20 protein-coding genes and 1 tRNA gene are annotated in these 22,132 nt (G+C 30.6%); 18 read left to right on the top strand and 3 right to left on the bottom strand.

What is annotated here, in order from left to right; translation table 11 throughout:
* Positions 1 to 267 precede the first annotated feature (267 nt).
* Positions 268 to 822 (bottom strand): DUF3783 domain-containing protein, encoded by a 555-nt coding sequence (locus SOR60_RS02765; protein ID WP_154540725.1) that lies wholly within the window; start codon positions 820 to 822, stop codon positions 268 to 270.
* Between the two features lie 102 nt (positions 823 to 924).
* Between SOR60_RS02765 and SOR60_RS02760 the strand changes: the two genes are divergently transcribed.
* The 3 genes from SOR60_RS02760 (at position 925) to SOR60_RS02750 (ending at position 2,430) form a co-directional block, all read left to right on the top strand.
* Positions 925 to 1,407: a hypothetical protein gene (locus SOR60_RS02760; RefSeq protein ID WP_154540727.1), complete on the top strand. Its 483-nt coding sequence runs from the start codon at positions 925 to 927 to the stop codon at positions 1,405 to 1,407.
* Between the two features lie 139 nt (positions 1,408 to 1,546).
* The gene (locus SOR60_RS02755; RefSeq protein WP_216629230.1) at positions 1,547 to 1,735 is read left to right on the top strand and encodes a YvrJ family protein; all 189 of its coding nucleotides are present in this window, start codon (positions 1,547 to 1,549) and stop codon (positions 1,733 to 1,735) included.
* Positions 1,735 to 2,430 (top strand): peptidoglycan amidohydrolase family protein, encoded by a 696-nt coding sequence (locus SOR60_RS02750; RefSeq protein WP_320595139.1) that lies wholly within the window; start codon positions 1,735 to 1,737, stop codon positions 2,428 to 2,430. Before SOR60_RS02755 ends, SOR60_RS02750 begins: the two co-directional genes overlap by 1 nt.
* Before the next feature lie 50 nt (positions 2,431 to 2,480).
* Here SOR60_RS02750 and SOR60_RS02745 read toward each other — a convergent pair whose 3' ends face one another.
* Together SOR60_RS02745 and SOR60_RS02740 are read right to left on the bottom strand one after the other, a co-directional pair.
* Positions 2,481 to 3,017, bottom strand: coding sequence for a MarR family winged helix-turn-helix transcriptional regulator (locus SOR60_RS02745; RefSeq protein ID WP_320595138.1), 537 nt, complete (start codon positions 3,015 to 3,017; stop codon positions 2,481 to 2,483).
* A 114-nt stretch (positions 3,018 to 3,131) separates the two neighbouring features.
* Complete coding sequence (locus SOR60_RS02740; RefSeq protein WP_320595137.1) at positions 3,132 to 5,849, bottom strand: ABC transporter ATP-binding protein/permease; 2,718 nt, start codon at positions 5,847 to 5,849, stop codon at positions 3,132 to 3,134.
* A gap of 98 nt (positions 5,850 to 5,947) precedes the next feature.
* Here SOR60_RS02740 and SOR60_RS02735 point away from each other — a divergent pair, with 98 nt between their 5' ends.
* The 15 genes from SOR60_RS02735 (at position 5,948) to SOR60_RS02665 (ending at position 22,129) form a co-directional block, all read left to right on the top strand.
* Entirely contained in the window at positions 5,948 to 6,961 is a 1,014-nt protein-coding gene (locus tag SOR60_RS02735) for a hypothetical protein (protein WP_154540735.1), read from the top strand.
* Positions 6,962 to 6,995: 34 nt separating this feature from the next.
* Positions 6,996 to 8,156 (top strand): nucleotide sugar dehydrogenase, encoded by a 1,161-nt coding sequence (locus SOR60_RS02730; RefSeq protein WP_154540737.1) that lies wholly within the window; start codon positions 6,996 to 6,998, stop codon positions 8,154 to 8,156.
* Between the two features lie 9 nt (positions 8,157 to 8,165).
* Entirely contained in the window at positions 8,166 to 8,840 is a 675-nt protein-coding gene (locus SOR60_RS02725; RefSeq protein WP_154540739.1) for a beta/alpha barrel domain-containing protein, read from the top strand.
* Positions 8,841 to 8,896: 56 nt separating this feature from the next.
* Complete coding sequence (locus tag SOR60_RS02720) at positions 8,897 to 9,850, top strand: P1 family peptidase (protein WP_154540741.1); 954 nt, start codon at positions 8,897 to 8,899, stop codon at positions 9,848 to 9,850.
* A 99-nt stretch (positions 9,851 to 9,949) separates the two neighbouring features.
* Positions 9,950 to 10,234 carry a 30S ribosomal protein S6 gene (rpsF, locus tag SOR60_RS02715; protein WP_154540743.1) on the top strand — a complete coding sequence of 95 codons (285 nt, stop codon included), beginning with the start codon at positions 9,950 to 9,952 and terminating at the stop codon, positions 10,232 to 10,234.
* Position 10,235: 1 nt separating this feature from the next.
* A complete protein-coding gene (locus tag SOR60_RS02710) occupies positions 10,236 to 10,769 on the top strand; it encodes a single-stranded DNA-binding protein (protein ID WP_154540745.1) in 534 nt (177 codons plus the stop codon).
* 16 nt (positions 10,770 to 10,785) lie between these two features.
* Positions 10,786 to 11,010 carry a 30S ribosomal protein S18 gene (rpsR, locus tag SOR60_RS02705; RefSeq protein WP_154540747.1) on the top strand — a complete coding sequence of 75 codons (225 nt, stop codon included), beginning with the start codon at positions 10,786 to 10,788 and terminating at the stop codon, positions 11,008 to 11,010.
* Between the two features lie 90 nt (positions 11,011 to 11,100).
* On the top strand, positions 11,101 to 12,027 hold the full coding sequence (gene mnmL / locus SOR60_RS02700; RefSeq protein WP_154540749.1) for a tRNA modification radical SAM protein MnmL/YtqA: 927 nt from the start codon (positions 11,101 to 11,103) through the stop codon (positions 12,025 to 12,027).
* The gene (locus SOR60_RS02695; protein ID WP_320595136.1) at positions 12,012 to 12,617 is read left to right on the top strand and encodes an isochorismatase family protein; all 606 of its coding nucleotides are present in this window, start codon (positions 12,012 to 12,014) and stop codon (positions 12,615 to 12,617) included. The genes mnmL and SOR60_RS02695 overlap by 16 nt, the downstream gene beginning before the upstream one ends.
* Positions 12,618 to 12,963: 346 nt before the next feature.
* A complete protein-coding gene (locus SOR60_RS02690) occupies positions 12,964 to 17,232 on the top strand; it encodes a 2-hydroxyacyl-CoA dehydratase (RefSeq protein WP_154540753.1) in 4,269 nt (1,422 codons plus the stop codon).
* A 562-nt stretch (positions 17,233 to 17,794) separates the two neighbouring features.
* The gene (locus tag SOR60_RS02685; protein ID WP_154540755.1) at positions 17,795 to 19,069 is read left to right on the top strand and encodes an O-acetylhomoserine aminocarboxypropyltransferase/cysteine synthase family protein; all 1,275 of its coding nucleotides are present in this window, start codon (positions 17,795 to 17,797) and stop codon (positions 19,067 to 19,069) included.
* A gap of 689 nt (positions 19,070 to 19,758) precedes the next feature.
* A complete protein-coding gene (locus SOR60_RS02680) occupies positions 19,759 to 20,553 on the top strand; it encodes an ABC transporter substrate-binding protein (protein ID WP_154540757.1) in 795 nt (264 codons plus the stop codon).
* Positions 20,554 to 20,559: 6 nt separating this feature from the next.
* Positions 20,560 to 21,258: an amino acid ABC transporter permease gene (locus SOR60_RS02675; protein WP_154540759.1), complete on the top strand. Its 699-nt coding sequence runs from the start codon at positions 20,560 to 20,562 to the stop codon at positions 21,256 to 21,258.
* Complete coding sequence (locus SOR60_RS02670; RefSeq protein WP_320595135.1) at positions 21,251 to 21,970, top strand: amino acid ABC transporter ATP-binding protein; 720 nt, start codon at positions 21,251 to 21,253, stop codon at positions 21,968 to 21,970. Before SOR60_RS02675 ends, SOR60_RS02670 begins: the two co-directional genes overlap by 8 nt.
* Before the next feature lie 69 nt (positions 21,971 to 22,039).
* Positions 22,040 to 22,129 (top strand) — tRNA-Leu (locus SOR60_RS02665).
* The last annotated feature ends 3 nt before the right edge of the window (positions 22,130 to 22,132 follow it).

Raw genomic sequence — 22,132 nt, 5'->3', positions numbered from 1 at the left:
TGACAGTTTATTAAGTTCGTATAAAATTAAGATAAGCTCCATTCCTATAGGAATGGACAGATATTGATACATAAAAAATTGTATCAACCCTTACCCATTGATCAGGATTTAGGTTGATACACAAAACTATTTACAGACCCTAAGATAAACTCCATTTCTATAGAAATGGACATATATTGATACATAAAAAATTGTATCAACCATTACCCTTTTATCAGGATTTAGGTTGATACACAAAACTTTTTACAAAACCGACCTTTTTTCTTATTAAAGATTTTCAACCAATTCTTTAATCTTATCCCTATATTCTTTTGCAATTTCTACATCAAAGTCTTCGCCTGCTGTTTGGAAGTAGTGGTTTAGGTTTTTAACAAGCTTTGCTATTTCTATATTTTCTTCGCCTGTTTCTTCTTTTATTTTTTTGGCCTTTGTAAGGTAGGTATTTATTTCATTTACTATTTGCATAGTTACATGTTCATTATGATTTTCATTTAATAGATATCTTAAGGTCCAATTGATATTGGTTGGAGTTATACCTGCCTTATGCTCTATTACTACATTATTTGCCCTCATTTTATCTATAAAGTCAAATAAGTCTTCTTGTTCAAAGTCTTTGAAAAAAGCAAAGGTAAAGTCGTAGTCTTTTACATAGTCTGACTTGGTATTGTTATTTTCAAATCCTTCGATTTCTGCTAGATATCCCATTTTTTGGTCTAAGTCTCGCATACCTATATGTTTTAATTTAATATTTTCTTTTGTTGTTAATATTCTTAATTTTTCTTTTTCTATATCATTAGCGTTAAATAATACTATTAAAGCCATATTCTCTCCTTTTTTGCATAGTATTAATAGTATACCCAAAAATGCATTTTACTCAATTAAATTGGGTATAATATAATAATAAGGAAATTAAGGGAGATTGATATGAAGGATTATAATTACACAAATGAAAGAATTAGGGAAATAGATAGACTTATTGATAAAACAAGATATGCCTTGGGAGTTTTAAATAGGTCTACAAAAAGAGTTGGAAATGTAGCTGATTTCAAGCTTACAGCTTTACTGGGCAGAAACATTGTTGGAGATTTTTTGAGAAATAACAAAAATAATGCCATAAATAATGCTATAGACAGGAGTCAGGATATTTTATTAAATCTCCATTCAGATTTATTGCTTTTTGACCCAAGGCTTGCAGATATTATTGACCTACCTTACAAGCTTAGCCAATATAGTTCGACAAGAAATGCCTTATCAGATATTAAACTTAGGATAGGTATGAGAAAGAAAAAGTTTGATATACAAATGGCAGAAAAAAAGCTCCTTACCCTTATCAAAAGACTTTCTAAAGAAAAGAGTAAGGAAATTAATAGACTTAAGATGGAAGCTGAGCTTGAACTCTACAAATAAATATAAATTTGGGACATTATCACCTTTTTACTTATCTATAAGTAGGAGGTGATTTTTTATGACAAAGATTGAAGTAATCTATGTATCTGATGATGAAAATGATAAATAGACTTTAAGAAAGGAGGATTAACCTACTTTGATGCAGAGTCTATCAGATATAACAAATGAAGTGGTTAAAATTTATATGGATATAGTTGAAATTATTACTAATCTTGGTTTTCCAATTGTTGTATCTTTAATTCTTATCACAAGTCTTGATAAGAAAGTCGATTGTTTGATTGTAAAAGTAAATGAACTTATTGCAAAAATCGATAAGAAGGAGAAGTAATGGCAAGCGTTGAAAAAATGATATCCTATGCTATAAGTAAATGGCATAAGGTAGGATATTCTATGGGACCTAAAAGGCTAGGTCCCAACTTTCTAGACTGTTCTTCTTTTGTGTATTATGCTCTTATAGCTGGTGGCTTCTTAGCTAAAAATCATCCCATAGGAAATACAGAGACACTCTTTAAATTAAATGGAACAGTCTTAGAGGAAGTTTATGATTATAAAAATGTAAGGCGAGGAGATATATTTATAAGAGGATATGAAGGATATTCTAGCGGTGCTTATGGTCATACTGGGATTTTCTTAGAAAAAGATAAGATAATTCATTGTAATGCATCTAATAATACGGTAACTATTAATGGATGTGATTCTTATATTTCATCATTTTTAAGAAGAAAGAGATCAGCTAATGAAAGGTATTTTAGGCCTGTTATAAGAGTAACTAATTTTTCTAAAGCCTTTAAGGTAAAAGATGAAAAATGGAGGGGGATATGTCAGGCTGATTGTAATGTAAGGGCTAAGCCATCTACTAGCTCTCAAATAGTTGCCCTTTATAAGAAGGGAGATGTTATTTATTATGATGAGGTTTGGGAAGGTGGTGGATATAGGTGGATTTCCTATATAGGATATTCTGGAAAAAGAAGGTTTGTCGCTTATAGGGATATGAATTTTAATTCTTGGATTTCATTTAAGTGATAAGAAAAGGGGCTGTTGCAGAATAGATAATCTATTTTGCAATAGCTCCTTTACTTTTCTTCAGATTTTCTTAGTAATTTTGTATAAGAGGCACATATATTGTCAAAGGCAACTAGTTCTTCTACACTATATTCTTTTAGAAGTTTTTTTCTTGTTTTAAGTATGTCTATGTTATCATATTTTTTGTGAGCAAGAGCAAGTTTATCACCAATACTACTTGTATAAAGGTGGAAAATTTTACCATTTGTTTTGGAATTTTTCCTATAAACTAATTCTTGTTTCATAAGTTTTCTTACAGTTTGAGATATGGCTGATGTGGATCTGTGCCAAGTCTTGGCAAGTTCAGTTACTGTTATTGATGGATTATCTGAAATTTGAGTTAAGATATGAACTTCTATCATAGTAAGTTCTGGTCCGAATCCATAATCTCTTCTAGTGTTGTAGTAGTTTGAAAAGGCAAGAACAAAGTCATACATAGGGTCAAGTAGTTTACTTAACTCTTTGTATTTTCTATCGGTGTCTTTTTTATTATCATCAAGTCTTACCCAATTATCTATTATTTCATTTTCATATATATCTTTTTTCATATTACTCTCCATATATTGTATAATACTTTTTTTAAAATCTTGTACAAGTCTTAATAGTTAAGTAGCTTAACAAAAATATACAAATAGAACTCAAGATTTCTCTTGAGTTTTATTTTATTCATTTGCTAGTGCTTCTACAGGATCTTTTCTAGCTGCAATTGATGAAGGGATAATACCTGCAATAAGGGTAAGTGATATTGAAATGATTATTAGCAATACTCCTGTTTTGGATGGAAGTCTTGAACCTATATAGGATATTTTGGTTACATTTTGCATGATATTTGATATAGGTATATTTAATAAGTAAGTTATCAAAACTCCCAAAAGACCTGAAAGAAAACCTATTATAAAGGTCTCTGATAAGAATACTTTTCTTATATCAGATTTGCTAGCACCAATTGATCTTAGGATTCCTATTTCTTTAGTTCTTTCTAAAACTGATATATAGGTTATAATACCTATCATTATAGATGAAACAATTAGAGATACTCCAACAAAGGCTATTAGAACATAAGATATAGTATTTATAATTGTCCTAATACTTGAGGTAAGAAGTCCTACGAAGTCTACGTAGTTGATTTTATCTTCTAATTTTTTATCCTTGTTGTAGTCATCTATTATATTTTTTACATTTTCACGATTTTCAAAGTTTTCTACATATATTTTTATGGTAGATGGGGCGGATTTTGATATATATCCAAAACTTTCTAGATTATTTGTGTAGGTATTTGAAGAAAGCTTTTCTTCATACAGTTTATCTAAGACCTTATCTTCTGGATTTTCTAAGAATAGATTTATAATATTCAAAGAATTTTCACTAGGATTTTCCATAGATATTTTTAGATTTTCATTAGATGACTTTTGCAAATTTTCCTTTAAGATATCTGAGTTGGCAAGAAGAAAGGATTGGATCTCAAGTTTTTCCTTGCCTTTTAGATTTTTAAGGTAAGACTTAGCAGCATCTCTTTTTTCCTTATCATTATTAGCCTTAAATGGGATTTTGTTTAAGATATTTATATCTTTATTAGACTCTTGTTCTTTGACTATGGCAGAGTTTTTGGCCCTATCTATAAGTATATCTGTAAACTTAGAAGTGAAACCTATTGGTGCATTTGTTTGACTATTTGTTTCGCTATCTTCCTTTGCTCTTGCTATACCTACTATTTTAAGGTCAAAACCATTTTCTATTGTCTTTTTTCTTTCGTTTTCATCATCTTTTATATTTTCATAAGTGTCTCCACTTTTCTTGTAAAAATCTGCAGGAATTAGGGCTTTGAATTTTAGACCAATAAGTTTTGATTTATTTAGTTTTTTATTATCAAGCTTAATTTTTTCACCATTATCAATCTTTTTTAATATATCCTTGTATTCTTTTTTAGGAAGAATTCCTAGTTCATACAAGCTTTCAGCATTTACTGAGTTATTTTTATCAGTGAATAAAACTAATTCATTTCCCTTGCTTGGCCAATCCCCTTCTATTAAATCATATTCTTCTTTTACTATGTCAGAGATAGTACCATCTTTGTTGGAGATTATTTGTCTGAAATTCTTGTGTTCTCCATTTCCCATAGTAAAAATTGGACTAGATTGACCAGTAAATATTATATTTTCATCATCTTTAAAGTCAGACCCATCTGTATTTACTATCTCACCATCCTTATCTTTACCATATATATCAAAATTAAGCTTATATAAGTAATTTATGGAGTGCTTTCCTATCAAATTATTTATTTTTTGATCTCCACTTTCTAAATATTCTTTGAAAGGAGATAGATTATTCTTACTTATAGATGAAGTGAGATTTGACTTTTTTTCTATAATTTCGGCATTTGCTGTCACATTTTTATCATCTTTTTTATTGTTTGTTTCATCTTTTTTTGACATTATAAAACTTTCACCAAGCTTTAGGCTCTGTTCCTGAATTTCTATAGGGTAGGATTTTAAAGTTTTTCTTTGGCTTTCTACTATAAATTCATCGACTCCATTTGAAAGAGAAAGAATAAGGGCAATCCCTATAATCCCAATTGAGCCTGCAAAGGCTGTAAGTATAGTTCTTGTTTTTTTGGTAAGTAGGTTATTAAAAGACAGACCAAGTGCTGTTGGAAGGGATAAGGAAAGCTTTTTAGTTTTGAAATTATCCTGATTTTTTTCTTCCACATATGGGAGAGAGTCTGAAAGAATCTTCCCGTCTTTTAGCTTTACTATTCTTGTTGAATATTTCTCTGCCAAGTCTGGATTGTGGGTTACCATTATAACTAACTTATCTTTTGAAATTTTTTTTAAGATTTCCATAATTTCTTTTGATGTTTCAGTATCAAGGGCACCTGTAGGTTCATCTGCTAGGATTATGTCAGGATTATTTACAAGAGCACGTGCTATAGCAACCCTTTGCATTTGCCCTCCAGAAAGTTGAGCTGGTTTTTTATATATGTGATCTTTAAGTCCCATTTCTTCTAGAACTTTGATAGCTAAATCTTTTTTCTTATGTTTTTCTTCTCCTGAAAGAGTTAAGGCAAGTTCGACATTTTTAAGTATTGATTGGTGTCCTATAAGATTATAAGATTGAAAAACAAAACCAACTGACTTATTCCTATAGTAGTCCCGGTCCTTGTCTTTGAATTTTTTAGTTGACCTACCATCTATTAAAAGATCTCCTTGTGTGTAGCCCATAAGCCCACCAATAATATTTAATAGACTAGTTTTTCCACCACCTGAAGGTCCTAATATTGATACAAATTCATTTTTCCTAAAGCTGATGCTTATATCATCTAAGGCTTTTTGTTTATATTCACCAGTCTTATATATTTTGGTAATATTTTTTAATTCTAGCATATTATTCCTTTCTAATTATTTTTTGATATATACTTAGCTTAAATCATTTCAAGTTTTGAATAAAATAAATTTTTCAATATAATAATATAAGATGTACCATGAGAGATTTATTTTACAGGACCTATCCAAAAAAAGTTAATACTAAAGAAAATACAGGTTTTTTAGATATTTATGAACTTGATCAAAGATTTATTTTACTAAATATCCTACAAATTGGAAATATTCTTATAGAAGATGTCATTAATCCAAATGACTTATTTGATATATACCCGAATTTAGGAAATAGGGATGATTTTATTGATAAGATTAGAAATTGTAAGAAGCTTGGTATCTGTTCATATCTTAAATTTTCTAGAAAAGATTTTAAGGATGAAAATAGTCTTATTGAAGTCCTTTTTTATTGGAAGAAAAATGGAATTGGATGTTTTTTCTTAGACTTTACACCTTCATTTGATGTGGTTAGTATGCTAAAAAGATTAAAAATTTCTTTTATTAGTTTAGAAAATTTTGATATTTTCAATAAGTTTTCATCTGATTTTATAAAAGCATCTGATAAGAATATTTACTTAAAAAATTACATTCACAAGATAAATGAAGACTATGATGATAATTTTATTTCTTTAAATAAATCTAGATTTTGGATAAGTTCAAAAGTCCTTAATTTCTCAAATTTTTACATAGAATGTGCAAAAAGTTTAGCTATAATTAGTATACTAACTAAACAATCTTCTTTCATAAAGGAAGGGGAAGAACTTTTATTGTATAAGGATGGTTTAGATAAAGAGATAAGAAAGGATTTATTTGAATTTTATAAGAACCTATCTTTAATAAAATATGAATATAGTGATATAATTAAAGGCAAATACTTACCTTTATATAAAAAGGATAAGGACCTTTTGGCTTATCTTTTTTATGAGGATGGAGAGTGCTTGGTTATAATGATTAATCTAAGTCAAAAGGATATTTTAGTTGATACCTTAAATATTTTGACCAAGCCTAAGTTTTTACTTGGAAATATTTCAAGAAGAAGAATAGTTAATACTTTAAACCTAAGACCTTATGAAGGAATTGTTTTTGGGTGTAAAACGAAAATTCAAATTTTAAATAATTAATTAGATGGGTAAAATATTTTTATAGGAGAAAGATATGAAGATTACAGTAGTAGGTTTAGGATATGTTGGTTTATCCAATGCAATTTTATTATCCTTAAATGAAGAAGTTGTTGGAGTAGATGTTGATAAAGAGAAAGTTTCTATGATAAACAATAAGAAATCACCTCTTAAAGATAAGGAAATTATTGAATATCTTCAAAATGAAGATTTAAATCTTACTTGTAAGACCAAAGCTGATGAAGATTATAAGGACTCTGACTATGTAATTATAGCTGTTCCTACAAATTATGACGAAGAAGATGAGTACTTTGATACATCCCTTGTAGAAGGGGTTATAGAAGATGTAAAAAGCGTAAACAAAGACGTAATAATCATTATAAAATCAACTATTCCAATAGGATATACCAAAGAGATTAGCAAGAAGTATAATGCAGAAAATATAATATTTTCACCTGAGTTTTTGAGAGAAGGAAGAGCTCTTTATGATTGCTTATATCCTTCAAGAATTATCTTTGGTGGGGATGAAAAGTATACAAAAAATATTATTAAAGCCTACTTAAAGGCAAGTAAAAATGCTCCAAAAGTTTTAATTATGGGAAAAACTGAAGCAGAAGCTGTTAAGTTATTTGCCAATAATTATCTTGCTATGAGAATTTCATTCTTTAATGAATTAGATTCTTTTGCTGAAAGTAAAGGCCTTGATACAAGAAATATTATTGATGGAGTATGTGAGGATCCAAGGATAGGAAATCATTATAATAATCCATCCTTTGGCTATGGTGGATATTGTCTACCAAAAGATACCAAGCAACTTTATGCAAACTATAGAAATATTCCGAATTCCATGTTTGAAGCAATTATTAAGTCAAATAAGATAAGAAAAGATTTTGTATCTAGAAGAATAATAGATAAAAATCCGAAAACGGTTGGGATTTACAGACTAACTATGAAAACTAATTCTGATAACTTTAGAAAGTCAGCAATCTTTGATGTGATTGAAAATCTCAAAAAAGAAAATATCGAAATAATTGTATATGAACCTACTCTAAAAGTTGAAGAAATTGAAGGATTGAGGGTAGAAAATAACTTAGATGAGTTTAAAAAATGTGATGTAATTGTTGCTAATAGGGTTGAAGAAGAACTAAAAGATGTGAAAGATAAACTATATTCAAGAGATATTTACCAAAGAGACTAAGGAGAGCTTATGACTGAAAAAAAGAAAAAATTTATACCTCAAGTACACTCTAAACTAAGAAAATCTTTTATTACTGTTCCAGAAGAAATATATAGGGCAAGTGGAATTAAAATCTATGAAAAAAGAATAAAATCATTATTATTTACGACAGACCTTGCCATTATTAGAAATACAAACGCAGATTCCATTATGGCAGTTTACCCTTATACACCGCAAAACACTATAGCTCAATCCATAATATCAACAGCATCAGTACCATGCTTTATAGGAGTAGGTGGAGGAACAACTAAGGGCTTAAGAAGTAAGTATATTGCCTTTGATGCAGAGCTTGAGGGAGCCTATGGAGTTGTAGTTAATTCACCTATACCAAATAAAGATATAGAAGCTATATCAGAATTTGTAGATATACCTGTAATTGCTACAGTGACAGGTTTTAAGGATGATGTACTAGGTAAGATTAATTCTGGGGCTGAGATTTTAAATATCTCTGGTGGTCCAAAAACTCCTGAACTTGTGGCAAAAATCAGAAGTATTGTTGGTGAGGAATTTCCAATTATAGCTACTGGTGGCAATAAGCCAGAAACAATACTAAAAACCATAGAAGCTGGGGCTAATGCCATTTCATACACAGCTCCATCAAGTGCAGAAGTATTTGAGACAATGATGGAAAATTATAGAAAATAAGAACGAAAGACTGTTTAGAGGAAAATTTTAAACAGTCTTTTTATAAAGGAGAATTTATGTATAAGGGATATATTACTGATATAGAAGGTATAAAGATAGGGCATGCTCAAAATTTTGATGCAGGAACTGGAGTAACTGTTCTTATTCCTCCAAGAGGAAATACTGCAAGTGTAGAAGTAAGAGGAGGAGGTCCTGGAACACGTGAAACGGATTTATTAAATCCTATAAATACAGTAAGTGAAGTATCAGCTCTTGTCTTATCAGGAGGATCAAGCTATGGACTTTCTGCAAGCGTTGGAGTTGTAGAAGAGCTTGAAAAAGACGGGATAGGTTTTAAACTTCCAAGTGGAGTTATTGTTCCTATAGTTTCCCAAGCAATTTTATATGATTTAGACTATAAGGAATCAAAAATAAGACCAGATGCTAAAATGGGGAAAGAAGCTTACGAAAACGCAAACTTTGATGAAAATCGCCAAGGAATAATTGGTGCTGGTACAGGAGCGACTGTTGGAAAGGCAATGGGAGAAGACTTTCTTATGAAATCAGGTCTTGGATCTGCAACAATTGAAGTAGGGGATTTAAAGGTATCTGCTATAGTTGCCTTAAATGCTATGGGGGACATTTTCGATGATGAAAATGGTAAGCAAATTGCAGGAATTTATAAGGATAATAAATTTATACCAACTATAGATGTCTTATGTGATTTATATAAGAAAAATCAAATTGATAAGAAAAATTCCCTAAATACAACGATAGGTATAGTTGCTTCAAATGGGAAATTTAGCAAAACTGAGCTAAGAAAAATTGCAGGTATGGCTCATAATGGATACGCCAGGGCTATAAGACCAGTCCATACTATGCTTGATGGAGATACAATTTTCTCCCTTGCTACAAACAAGGTAAAGGCAGATATAAACCTAGTAGGGGCCTTATCAGCTAAGGTGATGGCACGTGCTATTGCAAATGCAATATATTATTCTAAAATTGAAGATAGTGGAGAGTTTATTTAATAAAAATATTGACACAAAGTTGAATTTATAGTAACATAAATAAGAATTCTCTACTCCGACTTAAAGATCGGGGTCAAAGACCAAAGGGAGGTGAAAAAGATGAATAAGTATGAAGCAGTATTGATTTACAAACCAGAAGTTTCAGATGAAGAAAGAAATAAATCTCTTGAAATATTCAAAGGTATCATTAATGATAGTGGAGAAGTTGAATCTGTAGATGACTGGGGAAAAAGAAAACTTGCATACGAAATCAACTATATCAAAGAAGGATATTATTATATTGTTGATTTCAAAGCTAATGCTGACCACATCAAAGAATTTGAAAGAAGATTAAGAATATCAGATTTAATTCTTAGATTCATGGTAATCAGAAAAGAGGACTAAGATGAACAAAGTTTTTCTTATAGGAAGACTAACCAAAGACCCTGAGCTTAGGTATATCCAATCAGGTCAAGCGGTTGTTAGTTTTACCTTAGCAGTTGATAAAAGATTAAGTAGACAAAAAAAGCAAGAAATGGAATCTCAAAATCGTCCAACAGCTGATTTTCCAAGAATCACAGTATGGGGAATGCAAGCTGAGAATATATCAAAGTATCTTAGAAAAGGAAGTCAATGTGCTATAGATGGTAGGCTTGAAACAGGCTCTTACCAAGATAAAGATGGAAAGATGGTCTATACTACAGATGTAGTTGCAGACAATGTGGAATTCTTAGGTTCAAGATTAGATAATGCTGGAAATGGCCAAGCTTTTGGAAACATGAACCAAGATCAAGGTTATAGTAATTTTAACCAAGAAAGGTCTTACAATAATTCTAGTAATTTCCAACAAAATAACAACAATCAAAACATAAACGATGATGATGACTTTTTCGATGATGACTTTCAAGAAATTCAAGATGACGGAAGAATTCCTTTCTAAGTATTAGGAGGATAAAATGCGTAGAAATTTCAGACCAAGAAAGAAAGTCGACCCATTTGTCAAAGACCCTTCAAAAGTAATAGATTATAAGGATATTGAAACTCTAAAAAGATTTATCTCTGATAGAGGAAAGATCCTTCCAAGAAGAGTTACAGGACTAAATGCGAAACATCAAAGAGAAGTAACAAGAGCAATAAAAAGAGCTAGACAAGTAGCTTTATTGCCTTATGAAGAAAACTAAAATTAATCGATAAATAGAATAAATAATTTTCAATAAGCAAAGAAAGCACCTTATAGGTGTCTTTTTTTTATTTAAAAGTAAAATTATTTTATGGAGATAAATAAGAAAAGATATAGGGATTTTGATTCCTATTTTAAGAAGAAGTATAAGAAAAAGATAATAAAACTTCCTCTAGATGGTGGCTTTACTTGTCCAAATAGGGATGGTACTATTTCAGATAAGGGTTGTATTTATTGCTCTGAAAATGGGGCAGGCGATTTTACTAATAGGCTAGATGATATAGATAAGCAAATTGAATTCCAAATAAATAGGCTTAGAAAAAAAGATAGAGATGAGGGCTATATTGCCTTTTTTCAAAATTTTACGTCGACTTATGGGGATATTAATTATATAAGATATGTTTTTTATAAGGCGATTAATAATCCTAGTATTATGGGCCTTTCTATAGCAACTAGGGCAGACTGTTTAACAGATGAAGTACTTGAGTTATTGGATGATTTAAACAAGAAGACATTTTTAATAGTTGAATTAGGATTACAATCTGTAAATGAGGATACTATTTCTTTTATAAATAGAGGTTACAGCCACAGGGAATTTGATAAGGGAGTTTTAAAACTAAATAATCTTAATATAAAAACTTTAGCTCATCTTATAATAGGTCTTCCTAAAGAAGATATAAATGATTATCTAAAGGATGTGGATTATATAAATAAGAGAGGATTTTGGGGACTTAAAATTCACAATCTTTATATAGAAGACGATACTTTAATATATGACTATTATAAAGAAAATGAGAATCTTTTTACGATGACAAAAGATGAGTTTACTGATTATATTATTGAGATCTTGGGTAAATTAAATCCTAGTATTGTCATACAAAGACTTACTGGAGATGGTAGATATGATAGGATAGTTTGGCCTATTTGGTCAAAAAATAAGGCGGCTGTTCTTTCAACTATAGACAAGAAATTAAAAGATATGAATTTAAAGCAGGGGGATTTATGGAAAGAGAATTAGGAAATTATTATGTAGAAGGATATAACTTTGATACAAAAACATATGATAGTAAGGAGAATACAATTTTACTTGTAGTAGACCTTCAAGAAAAGCTTATGCCAGCAATATACAAGTCTGATGAGATAGTTAAAAAAACTTCTGTACTTTTAAAAACTTTTGATATGTATGGTATTGATAAGATTGCTACAGAACAATATCCAAAGGGACTTGGAAAAAGTGTAGCAGACATAAAAAAATATTTGGATGATGACCATATATTTTCTAAGACAAGCTTTGATGCTATAACTGATGATGTTTTCTCATACCTTAAAGAAAAGAAGATTACAAACGTTGTGATAACAGGGGCTGAGAGTCATATATGTGTTTTTCAAACAGTAAGAAGACTTATTTTTGAAGGCTATAAGGTATTTGTAGTTGAGGATGCAGTTTCAAGTTTTAACCAAGAGCAAAAAGAACTTGGTCTTAAACTAATTAGAGATATGGGAGCAAGTATAGTCAATACAGAACTTATAATGTTTGATCTAGCTAGTGATTCAAAAGATAAAAATTTCAAAGAAATTTCAAATCTAGTTAAAGAAATAAGAAAATAAAATGTTAAATAGGACTATTTCAGCTGTCAAGTCATCTGAAAAAGGTCCTATTTTTATTTATATTTTTAAATGTTAATTTATAAATTATGCTTGATATCAGACTTTGTTTTTAATATCATATAGGGATAGAAGTTTCAAATAAAAGTTTCAATCTGCAAAAAATTCCAGTATTTTTATAAAAAATTGGAAATTTTTTCTTAAAAAAACTTATATTTTTTAATTGAAATAAATACGAGTGATTTACTTGTAATTAGCTAAAATTAGCATAGAATATATGATGGTACAAGTTTTTACTTGTGCTTTTATTGGTATAAATTACCTTTAATAATATAGGAAAGGAAAATGTATGAATTTACATATGGGACTTGATGTCGGCTCTACCACTGTAAAGATTGTTATAACTGATGATGATTTTAACACTCTTTACTCTGTGTATAGAAGGCATAAATCAGATGTTAAACAAACAGTAGCTACTGTCTTAAAAGAAGCTTATGAACAATTTAAGAATGATTTTGTAACTGTAAATGTAACAGGATCAGGTGGAATGTTTGTGGAAAAATACTTGGGTATAGACTTTGTCCAAGAGGTCATCGCAGAAACCAAGGCCATAAAGAAATTTATTCCTGAAACTGATGTTGTAATAGAGTTAGGTGGAGAAGATTCTAAGATAACTTATCTAAAAGGATCTGTAGAACAAAGGATGAATTCAATTTGTGCAGGAGGTACTGGTGCTTTTATTGACCAAATGGCTGCCCTTCTTGATACAGATGCATCAGGACTTAATGATTTAAGTAAGGACTATAAAAAAATTTATCCTATAGCAAGTCGTTGTGGTGTATTTGCAAAAACTGATATCCAAGCTTTGATGAATCAAGGTGCTTCTAGGGAAGATATAGCAATCTCAGTTTTCCAATCAGTAGTAAACCAAACTATATCAAATCTTGCCTGTGGTAGACCTATAAAGGGAAATGTAACATTTCTAGGAGGACCACTCCATTTTTTAAAGGCCCTAAGAGATAGATTTATTGAAACTTTGGGAGAAGAAGAAAATACATTTTTTACTCCAGTAGATGCTCAACTTTATGTAGCAAAGGGTGCTGCTATAATGAGTGCAGAAGAAAGCGAGCCTATCTCATATAAATCACTTATAAAAAGTCTTGAGGAAGATAAAGATATAGATATGGAAATGACAAAAAGCTTGGATAGGCTTTTTAAAAGTGAAGATGAATATGAAGAATTTAAGAAAGAGCATAAGACAGATCTTGTAAAATATAGGAAAATAGAAGATTATGATGGGGAAATTTATCTTGGTATAGATGCTGGTTCTACTACTTCAAAGCTTGTAATGATTTCGGAAGATAATGAAATTCTTCATGATGATTATCAAATGAATTTAGGAAGACCTCTTGAAGTTGTAATAGGCATGCTTAAAAAGGCTTATAAGAAGATGAGTAATAAGGCCAAGATTGTATCAAGTGGAATATGTGGCTATGGAGAAGAATTTATAAGGAATGCTCTTCACATAGATAATGGTGAGGTTGAAACTATAGCCCACTACTCTGCAGCTAAATTCTTTAATCCAGAGGTGGACTTTATATTAGATATTGGTGGACAAGATATGAAAGCTATGCACATAAGAGATGGGATAATTGATTCTATCCAATTAAATGAATCATGTTCATCAGGTTGTGGTTCATTTCTTTCAACCTTTGCTGCAAGTGTAGGTCTTTCTGTAGAAGAGTTTCAAAAAAAGGCACTTTTTGCTAAGAAACCTGCAGATCTTGGCTCAAGATGCACTGTATTCATGAACTCTAAAGTAAAACAAGCCCAAAAGGAAGGCTCAGAAGTTTCTGATATAGCAGCTGGTCTTTGTTATTCAGTTATTAAAAATGCTATTCAAAAAGTAATAAAAGTAAGAGATCCCAAATCTTTAGGAAAAAATATAGTTGTACAAGGTGGAACATTTTACGGAGATGCAATCCTTAGGGCCTTTGAGAAATTATCAACTCGCAAAGTTACCCGTCCTGAAATATCTGGACTTATGGGAGCCATGGGTATGGCACTTTTATCTAAGGAAAAATCAACTGGCCACTCTAAGATTTTATCTCTTGAGGAGATAGATAACTTCACTTACACCCAAAAATCAGCAAGGTGTGGTAGGTGTACTAACAATTGTTCCCTACAAATAAACATATTTCCAGATGGTTCAAGATATATTACTGGCAATAGGTGTGAAAGAGGTGCTGGTGTAAAACAAGAAGAAACTTTAGCAGACCTTAATATGTATAAATTTAAGAATAAACTTCTATTTGATAGAAAAACATTGGGAGATAAAAATATACTAGGTAGGGTTGGTATACCAAGAGTTTTAAATATGTATGAAGATTATCCGTTTTGGCATGAGTTTTTTACATCTTTAGGTTTTGATGTAGTCTTATCAGATGAATCAACTAGGGAGATTTATGAAAAGGGTATAGCTACAATTTCATCAGAAACTGCCTGCTATCCTGCAAAGATTAGCCATGGTCATATAGAAAGCTTAATTGAAAAAGACCTTGATATGATATTTTATCCTGCAGTATTTTATGAATATAAACAATTTGATAAAGCTCAAAATCACATGAATTGTCCAGTTGTTTCAGGTTATCCTGATCTTATTGAAAATAATGTAGATAACCTTTCAAAAACCAAATATATGGCTCCATACCTATCTTTTGAATCAGAAAAGATAATATCAGATAGGCTTGTAGAAATTTTTGAAGGATATGAACACAATGGATATAAATTAACTAGAAAGCAAATTATAAATGCAGTTAAAAATGCTTGGGCTAAAGAAGGTCAATACCATGAAGATATAAGAAAAAAAGGAAGAGAAATTCTTGAATATGTCCATTTAAATAATGAAAAGGCCATAGTTCTTGCAGGACGTCCATATCATATAGACCCTGAGATAAATCATGGTATACCAGAGCTTATAGAATCTATGAGAATACCTGTTTTATCAGAAGATGCTATAGCATATTCGATAGAAGATTTAAAATATGAAACAAGGGTTCTTGACCAATGGTCCTACCATGCAAGATTATATAGGGCTGCTGAATTTGTAGCAAATGACCCATGTCTTCAATTAGTTCAACTAAACTCTTTTGGTTGTGGACTTGATGCAGTAACAACTGATCAAGTTCAAGAAATACTTGAATCAAGGGGAAAGATTTATACCCTTCTTAAAATAGATGAGGTATCAAATTTAGGAGCTGTAAAGATTAGGATAAGATCTTTAGTCCAAGCTCTTGAACAACAAAAGGGACGTGAAGATTTAAAAGAAAATTTAGATGATGATATTAAACTTTATGAAAGTCATGAATTCACCAAAGAGATGAAAAATGATGGATATACCATTCTTGCTCCACAAATGGCAAGAGAGCACTTTGAAATTATGGAAAGTCTTTTAAATGGGTATGGATATAATATAGAATTTTTGGATAAGGTTGACAGTAATGTCATTGATAATGGCCTAAAATATGTAAATAATGATTCATGTTATCCTTCAATAACTGTAGTAGGTCAATTTATGGAAGCTATCAAATCAGGAAGATATGATACAGATAAGCTTGCTCTTTTAATGACTCAAACAGGTGGAGCTTGTCGAGCATCAAATTATGTGGGTTATATTAGAAAAGCCTTAAAAGATGCTGGTTATCCACAAATTCCTGTAATTGCCCTATCAGCCCAAGGTATAGAATCTCACTCAGGTTTTGATCTTAAAAAAGTATCCAGTATCCCTATGCTTATAAATATTGTAAGATCTCTTTTACTTGGAGATTTAATAAATAGGGTTTCAAATGCAACAAGACCTTATGAGAAGAATAAGGGTGAAGTAAATTCTCTTAAGCTAAGATGGATAGGTGAAGCTTGTGATAAGATATTTGGAATGAGTTCAAAGACTTATAAGAAAATGATCCAAGATATAGTTAATGACTTTGATGAAGTTGAAGTTTTAGATATAAAAAAACCAAAGGCTGGAATTGTTGGAGAAATTTTAGTTAAATACTTAGAAGAGGCAAACAACCATCTACAAGATACACTTGAAGATGAAGGAGCTCAGGTTATAGTTCCAGATTTAACAGATTTCTTAATGTATTGTCTTGCAAATACTGAGATAAAAAAAGACTTATATGGAAAGAGTCCACTTACAGCATTTTTTGGAAAGGCTGCGATAAATACAATTGAGTTTTATAGAAAGCCTATTCGAAGAGCTCTTAAAAACTCAAAAAGATTTGAAGAACCAGTTTATATAAATGATGTAAAAGAATACGCAAAAGAGGTTACAAGTCTTGGAAATCAAGCAGGTGAGGGATGGCTTCTTGCAGGTGAAATGGTTGAGTTAATTCACCAAGATGCACCAAATATAGTATGTATTCAACCTTTTGGCTGTCTTCCAAACCATATTACAGGTAAAGGAGTTATGAAAAAAATAAGAGAAATCTATCCAAAAGCAAATATAGTAGCCATAGACTATGATCCAGGTGCAAGTGAAGTTAATCAAATAAATAGGGTTAAGCTTATGATGAGTCAGGCTCGTGAGAATTTAAAAGAAGAAGGTGCAAAAGTATAATATTATAAAAGACTAGTAGAATTGACTATCAGCAAAACTAAGGTAGTTAATAAGTAAGATAATCTCATTATTATCTTTAAAATATCGAAGTTATCATTATCTAGCCTTTATTTAAAAATCTATGTTAGTCTTTTATTTTTGTAAAATTAAAAAATTAAAAATTGTACCTATATTAATGTTTAGATTTCAATGCTTTAGTTTTCTATATAAAATATTTTAAAAGACTATTGACAAATATTTTGAAAAATAATAGAATATATGCAAGTTAGAAAACTTAATTAGTTTAAAAACTTTACAAAAAGAAGAGTACTAAGAAAAACTGATTACAGAGAGCTTCGATTGGTGAAAGAAGTAGATGTGATTTTTAGGAAGATGGTCTTTTTTAGGAAGTATCGATATTGAGATTCTTCCGGGTGCTCCCGTTATAGGGCTAGAGTATGCTAGTACTTGATGAGTTCATATGCATGAGCATATGAAGAATAAAGGTGGTAACACGAGTCTTCGTCCTTTTTAGGAGAAGGCTCTTTTTTGTTATCTATGATAAAATTAAGGAGAAATAATAATGACTAAAGAAAAATTCACGAAAATTGATACACTTTGTGCACAAGCAGGTTATAATCCACAAAATGGAGAAAGTAGAATTCCTCCAATAGTTCAATCAACAACATTTAAATATGATAGTACTGACACAGTTGCAAAATTGTTTGACTTAGAAGAGTCAGGATTTTTCTACACAAGACTAGGTAATCCGACGAATGATGCCCTAGAGAAAAAAACAGCTGCTTTAGATGGTGGCATAGCAGCAGTAAGTACATCTAGTGGTCAATCTGCAAACCTACTTGCAGTACTAAATATAGCGAGAAGTGGAGACAATATAGTAGCTATAAACAATATATATGGTGGAACTTTTAATCTTTTAGCAACTACAATTAAAAATTTTGGTATTGAAACAAAGTTTGTAAATTCAAATGACCTAGAAGAATTAGAAAAAAATATAGATAAAAATACAAAATTGATTTTTGGAGAAACTCTATCTAATCCAAGAGCGGATGTAATTGATATAGAAGCTTATGCAAAAATTGCTCATAAAAATAATATCCCCCTTATACTTGATAATTCACTTGCAACACCAGCTCTTGTAAAACCAATAGACTTTGGTTGTGATATAGTAACCTACTCATCATCAAAATACTTAGACGGTCATGCAGCGGCCATGGGTGGAATTATAGTAGATAGTGGAAAGTTTGATTGGACTAAGGGAAATTTCCCTTACCTAAATGAGGCTGACGAGTCTTACCATGGTTTAATATATACCAAACATTTTGGAAATGTTGCTTATGCTGCAAGAATTAGAACAGTGGGACTTAGGGACCTAGGAGCAATACTATCTCCTTTCAATGCTTATTTGACATATCTTGGACTTGATACGCTTTCATTAAGACTCAAAAAGACAAGTGATAATGCCTTAGAAGTTGCAAAATTTTTAGAAGAATCTAATAAGGTAGAGAGTGTAAACTATGCCTACCTTCCATCAAGTAAGGACTATGAACTTTCACAAAAATACCTTAATGGTGGTGGAGGAGTTATTTCTTTTGAAATAAAGGGAGGGCGTGAAAAGGCTAAGAAGTTTATAGAAAACTTAGAACTTTTAACCTTATGTGTCCATGTATCAGATGTAAGATCATATGCCCTCCATCCTGCAAGCTCAACCCATAGACAATTATCGGATGAACAACTTAAAGAAGTAGGAATAAGTCCATCTCTTATAAGATTATCTATAGGGATAGAAGATATAGAAGACATATTAAAAGATATAGAAAATGCCCTTAATGCTTGATAGCTTGTGATAAAGTTTAGATGGTATAAGATTATTTAACAAGATAATACTTTTTAAAGAATTTGTAAAAAATGATAAAACAGCTCATCGCAAAAGACCATACAATATATTTATAACAAAACTAATTCTTCTATAATTAATAACAAAATAAATTAAAATATTCTTTGATATTATTATAGATCTTAGTTTGTTAGCTTTAAACTTTAATATAAAAAGTATTTGCTTTATAGTTTTATGAAAGTTAATTATTGTATATTTTAGTAAAAACTTGCAAGTATGTATGTAGAAAAATTTTTATAGTAGTTCACTTTAATTTTTTAATATCCTAAAATACTTATTTAAAAAAATAAAAAAATATTTGACAAATAAATTTTAAGGTTATATAATACATTACAAGTTAAAGCAATAAAAGCGTTGATGAGAAGAGTACATTTACTAAAGCTTAAAGCGAGTCCTGTAGAGTGTAAGAGGATAAGTGGAAGTCTATGGAAGAGAAACTTGGAGCTTATGGCCTAAGAAAAAAGCCATACGGGAACTCCCGATAAAGAGTTAGAGTATGTACGTACTTGATGAGGTCTATTTTGTGAAATATAGATGAAGATGGGTGGTATCACGAGTCCTTCGTCCCTTTGGGGTGAGGACTTTTTTATTTGCTTTAAACTGGAATATTAAAAAATAGGAGATATATTATGAAAAACTTGAAGAAATTAATATTAGTTGGATTAGCAATAACAGTATTTGCATCTTGTGGATCAAAAGATAAGGAAAGTGCTTCAAATGACGCAAGCACAGATAAAAAGAATACATCATTAGTTAGTGATGGTGTACTTGATTTAGGAACAAGCGCTGACTTTCCACCATACGAATTTTATGACGATAATAACAAAATTGTTGGAATTGATGCAGAAATAGCAGAAGCAGTTGGAAAAAAACTTGGAATGGAAGTCAAAATCCAAGATATGGAATTTGCAAATATAATTGCATCAATAGAATCAGGAAAACTTGATGGTGGTATATCTGGACTTTCTAAAACACCAGAGCGTGAGAAAAATGTAAACTTCTCAGATACTTATGCTAAGTCAGTCCAAAAAGTCTTGGTTAAAAAGGATTCAGGATATAAAAGCCCTGAAGATTTAAAAGGAAAGAAAATTGGCACCCAATTAGGAACAACTGGTGAAGCTGTTTCTAAGGATGAATATGGTGAAGAAAATGTTCAATCTTTTAATAAAAACTCTGATGCAGTAGTTGCCCTAAATAGTGGAAAAATAGATGCAGTGGTTCTTGATGAACAAACCGTGAAAAAATTCGCAGAAGCTAATGAAGGACTTGAAGTATTAGAAAAGTCTCTTGCAGATGATGAATATGCTATAGCATTGGATAAGAAAAATGATAAACTTCTTGAAGAAGTAAATAAGGCCATAAAAGAGCTTAAAGAAGATGGAACTATTGATAAGATTGTAAATAAATATATAGAAAGTAAGTAATAAAACATGATAGAAGCATTTCATAACAGCTTAATAAAGGATAGTAACTACAACTATCTACTTGATGGTCTAAAAACTACCCTTATTGTAACAATAGTATCCCTATTTTTTTCTTTAATAATAGGGATGCTCATTGCTATTGTAAAAGATTATGATAAGAATATAGACCCTAAAGATAAGTCCTTTAAAGCCATCTTTATAAAAATATTAGCTAGAATATTCAATATTTTTGTAACCATAGTAAGGGGAACACCATCAACTATACAACTTCTTATAGTATTTAATGTAATTTTGGTAAATGCTGAGTCACTTTTGCTTGTGGCGATAGTTACATTTTCAATAAACTCAGCAGCTTATATGTCAGAAGTTTTTAGAGGTGGTATTAATTCAGTAGATAAAGGTGAAATAGAAGCAGCAAGAAGTTTAGGCTTATCTTATGATAAGACAATGAAGCTTGTAGTCATACCCCAAGCTTTTAAAAATGCATTACCTGCTTTAGGAAATGAAGTTATTACCTTATTTAAAGAAACATCAATTTCAGGATTTATTGGTCTAGTAGACCTTACTAGGGGAGCGGGAATAATTATATCAAGGACATTTTCTGCAGCAATACCTTATTTTGTAGCAGCCCTTATATATTTACTAATTGTACTAATTCTAGAGAAGATATTTAATAAGATAGAGGAGAATTTAGCCCATGCTTAAGGTAGAAAATCTAAGAAAGTCATTTAAAGACAAAGAGGTATTGAAAGGAATTAATTTAACAATTGATAAGGGGGATATACTTGCTATAATTGGACCTTCGGGTTCAGGTAAGTCAACTCTATTAAGAAGCTTAAATAAGCTTGAAGAAAAATCATCTGGAAATATTTACTTTCATGATAAAAATATAGATGACTTAAATATAAATAAGCTAAGAGAAGAAATAGGAATGGTATTTCAACAATTTAATCTTTTTTCAAATATGAATATAATGGATAATCTCTTAGCTGCTCCTCTTAATACAGGAAAGATGAATAAAGAAAATGCAGAAAAGAAGGCATTAGAGCTTTTAGAAAAAATAGGCTTATCTGACAAGAAGAAATCTTATCCAGATGAACTTTCAGGTGGTCAAAAACAAAGAGTTGCTATAATAAGAGCCCTTATGATGGAACCAGAATTAATGCTTTTTGATGAACCAACAAGTGCGCTCGATCCAGAAATGGTAAAGGATGTACTTGATCTTATGAAAGATTTGGCAGAAGAGGGGATGACTATGGCTATAGTTACACATGAGATGGAATTTGCCAAGGAAGTTTCAAATAAAATCATCATAATGGATGATGGTGAAATCGTAGAAAAAAGTAAAAATCCAAAAGAATTCTTCAATAATCCAAAAGAAGATAGGTCTAAGGAATTCTTATCAAAAGTCCTATAAAGGAGAGGAAAAAATCCTCTTTTTTATTTGACAAAATATAAGAATTATTGTATTATATAAAAGTAATTCGCAGGATTGGCGGAATTGGCAGACGCGCAAGACTAAGGATCTTGTGTCCGATTTTAGGACGTGGAAGTTCAAGTCTTCTATCCTGCACCATAG

Origin of the sequence: Anaerococcus porci, assembly GCF_034090325.1 — a bacterium.
Lineage (GTDB): Bacteria > Bacillota > Clostridia > Tissierellales > Peptoniphilaceae > Anaerococcus > Anaerococcus porci.
Note: the sequence above shows the minus strand (reverse complement) of the source record. Positions and strands in the feature narration are given on the sequence as shown.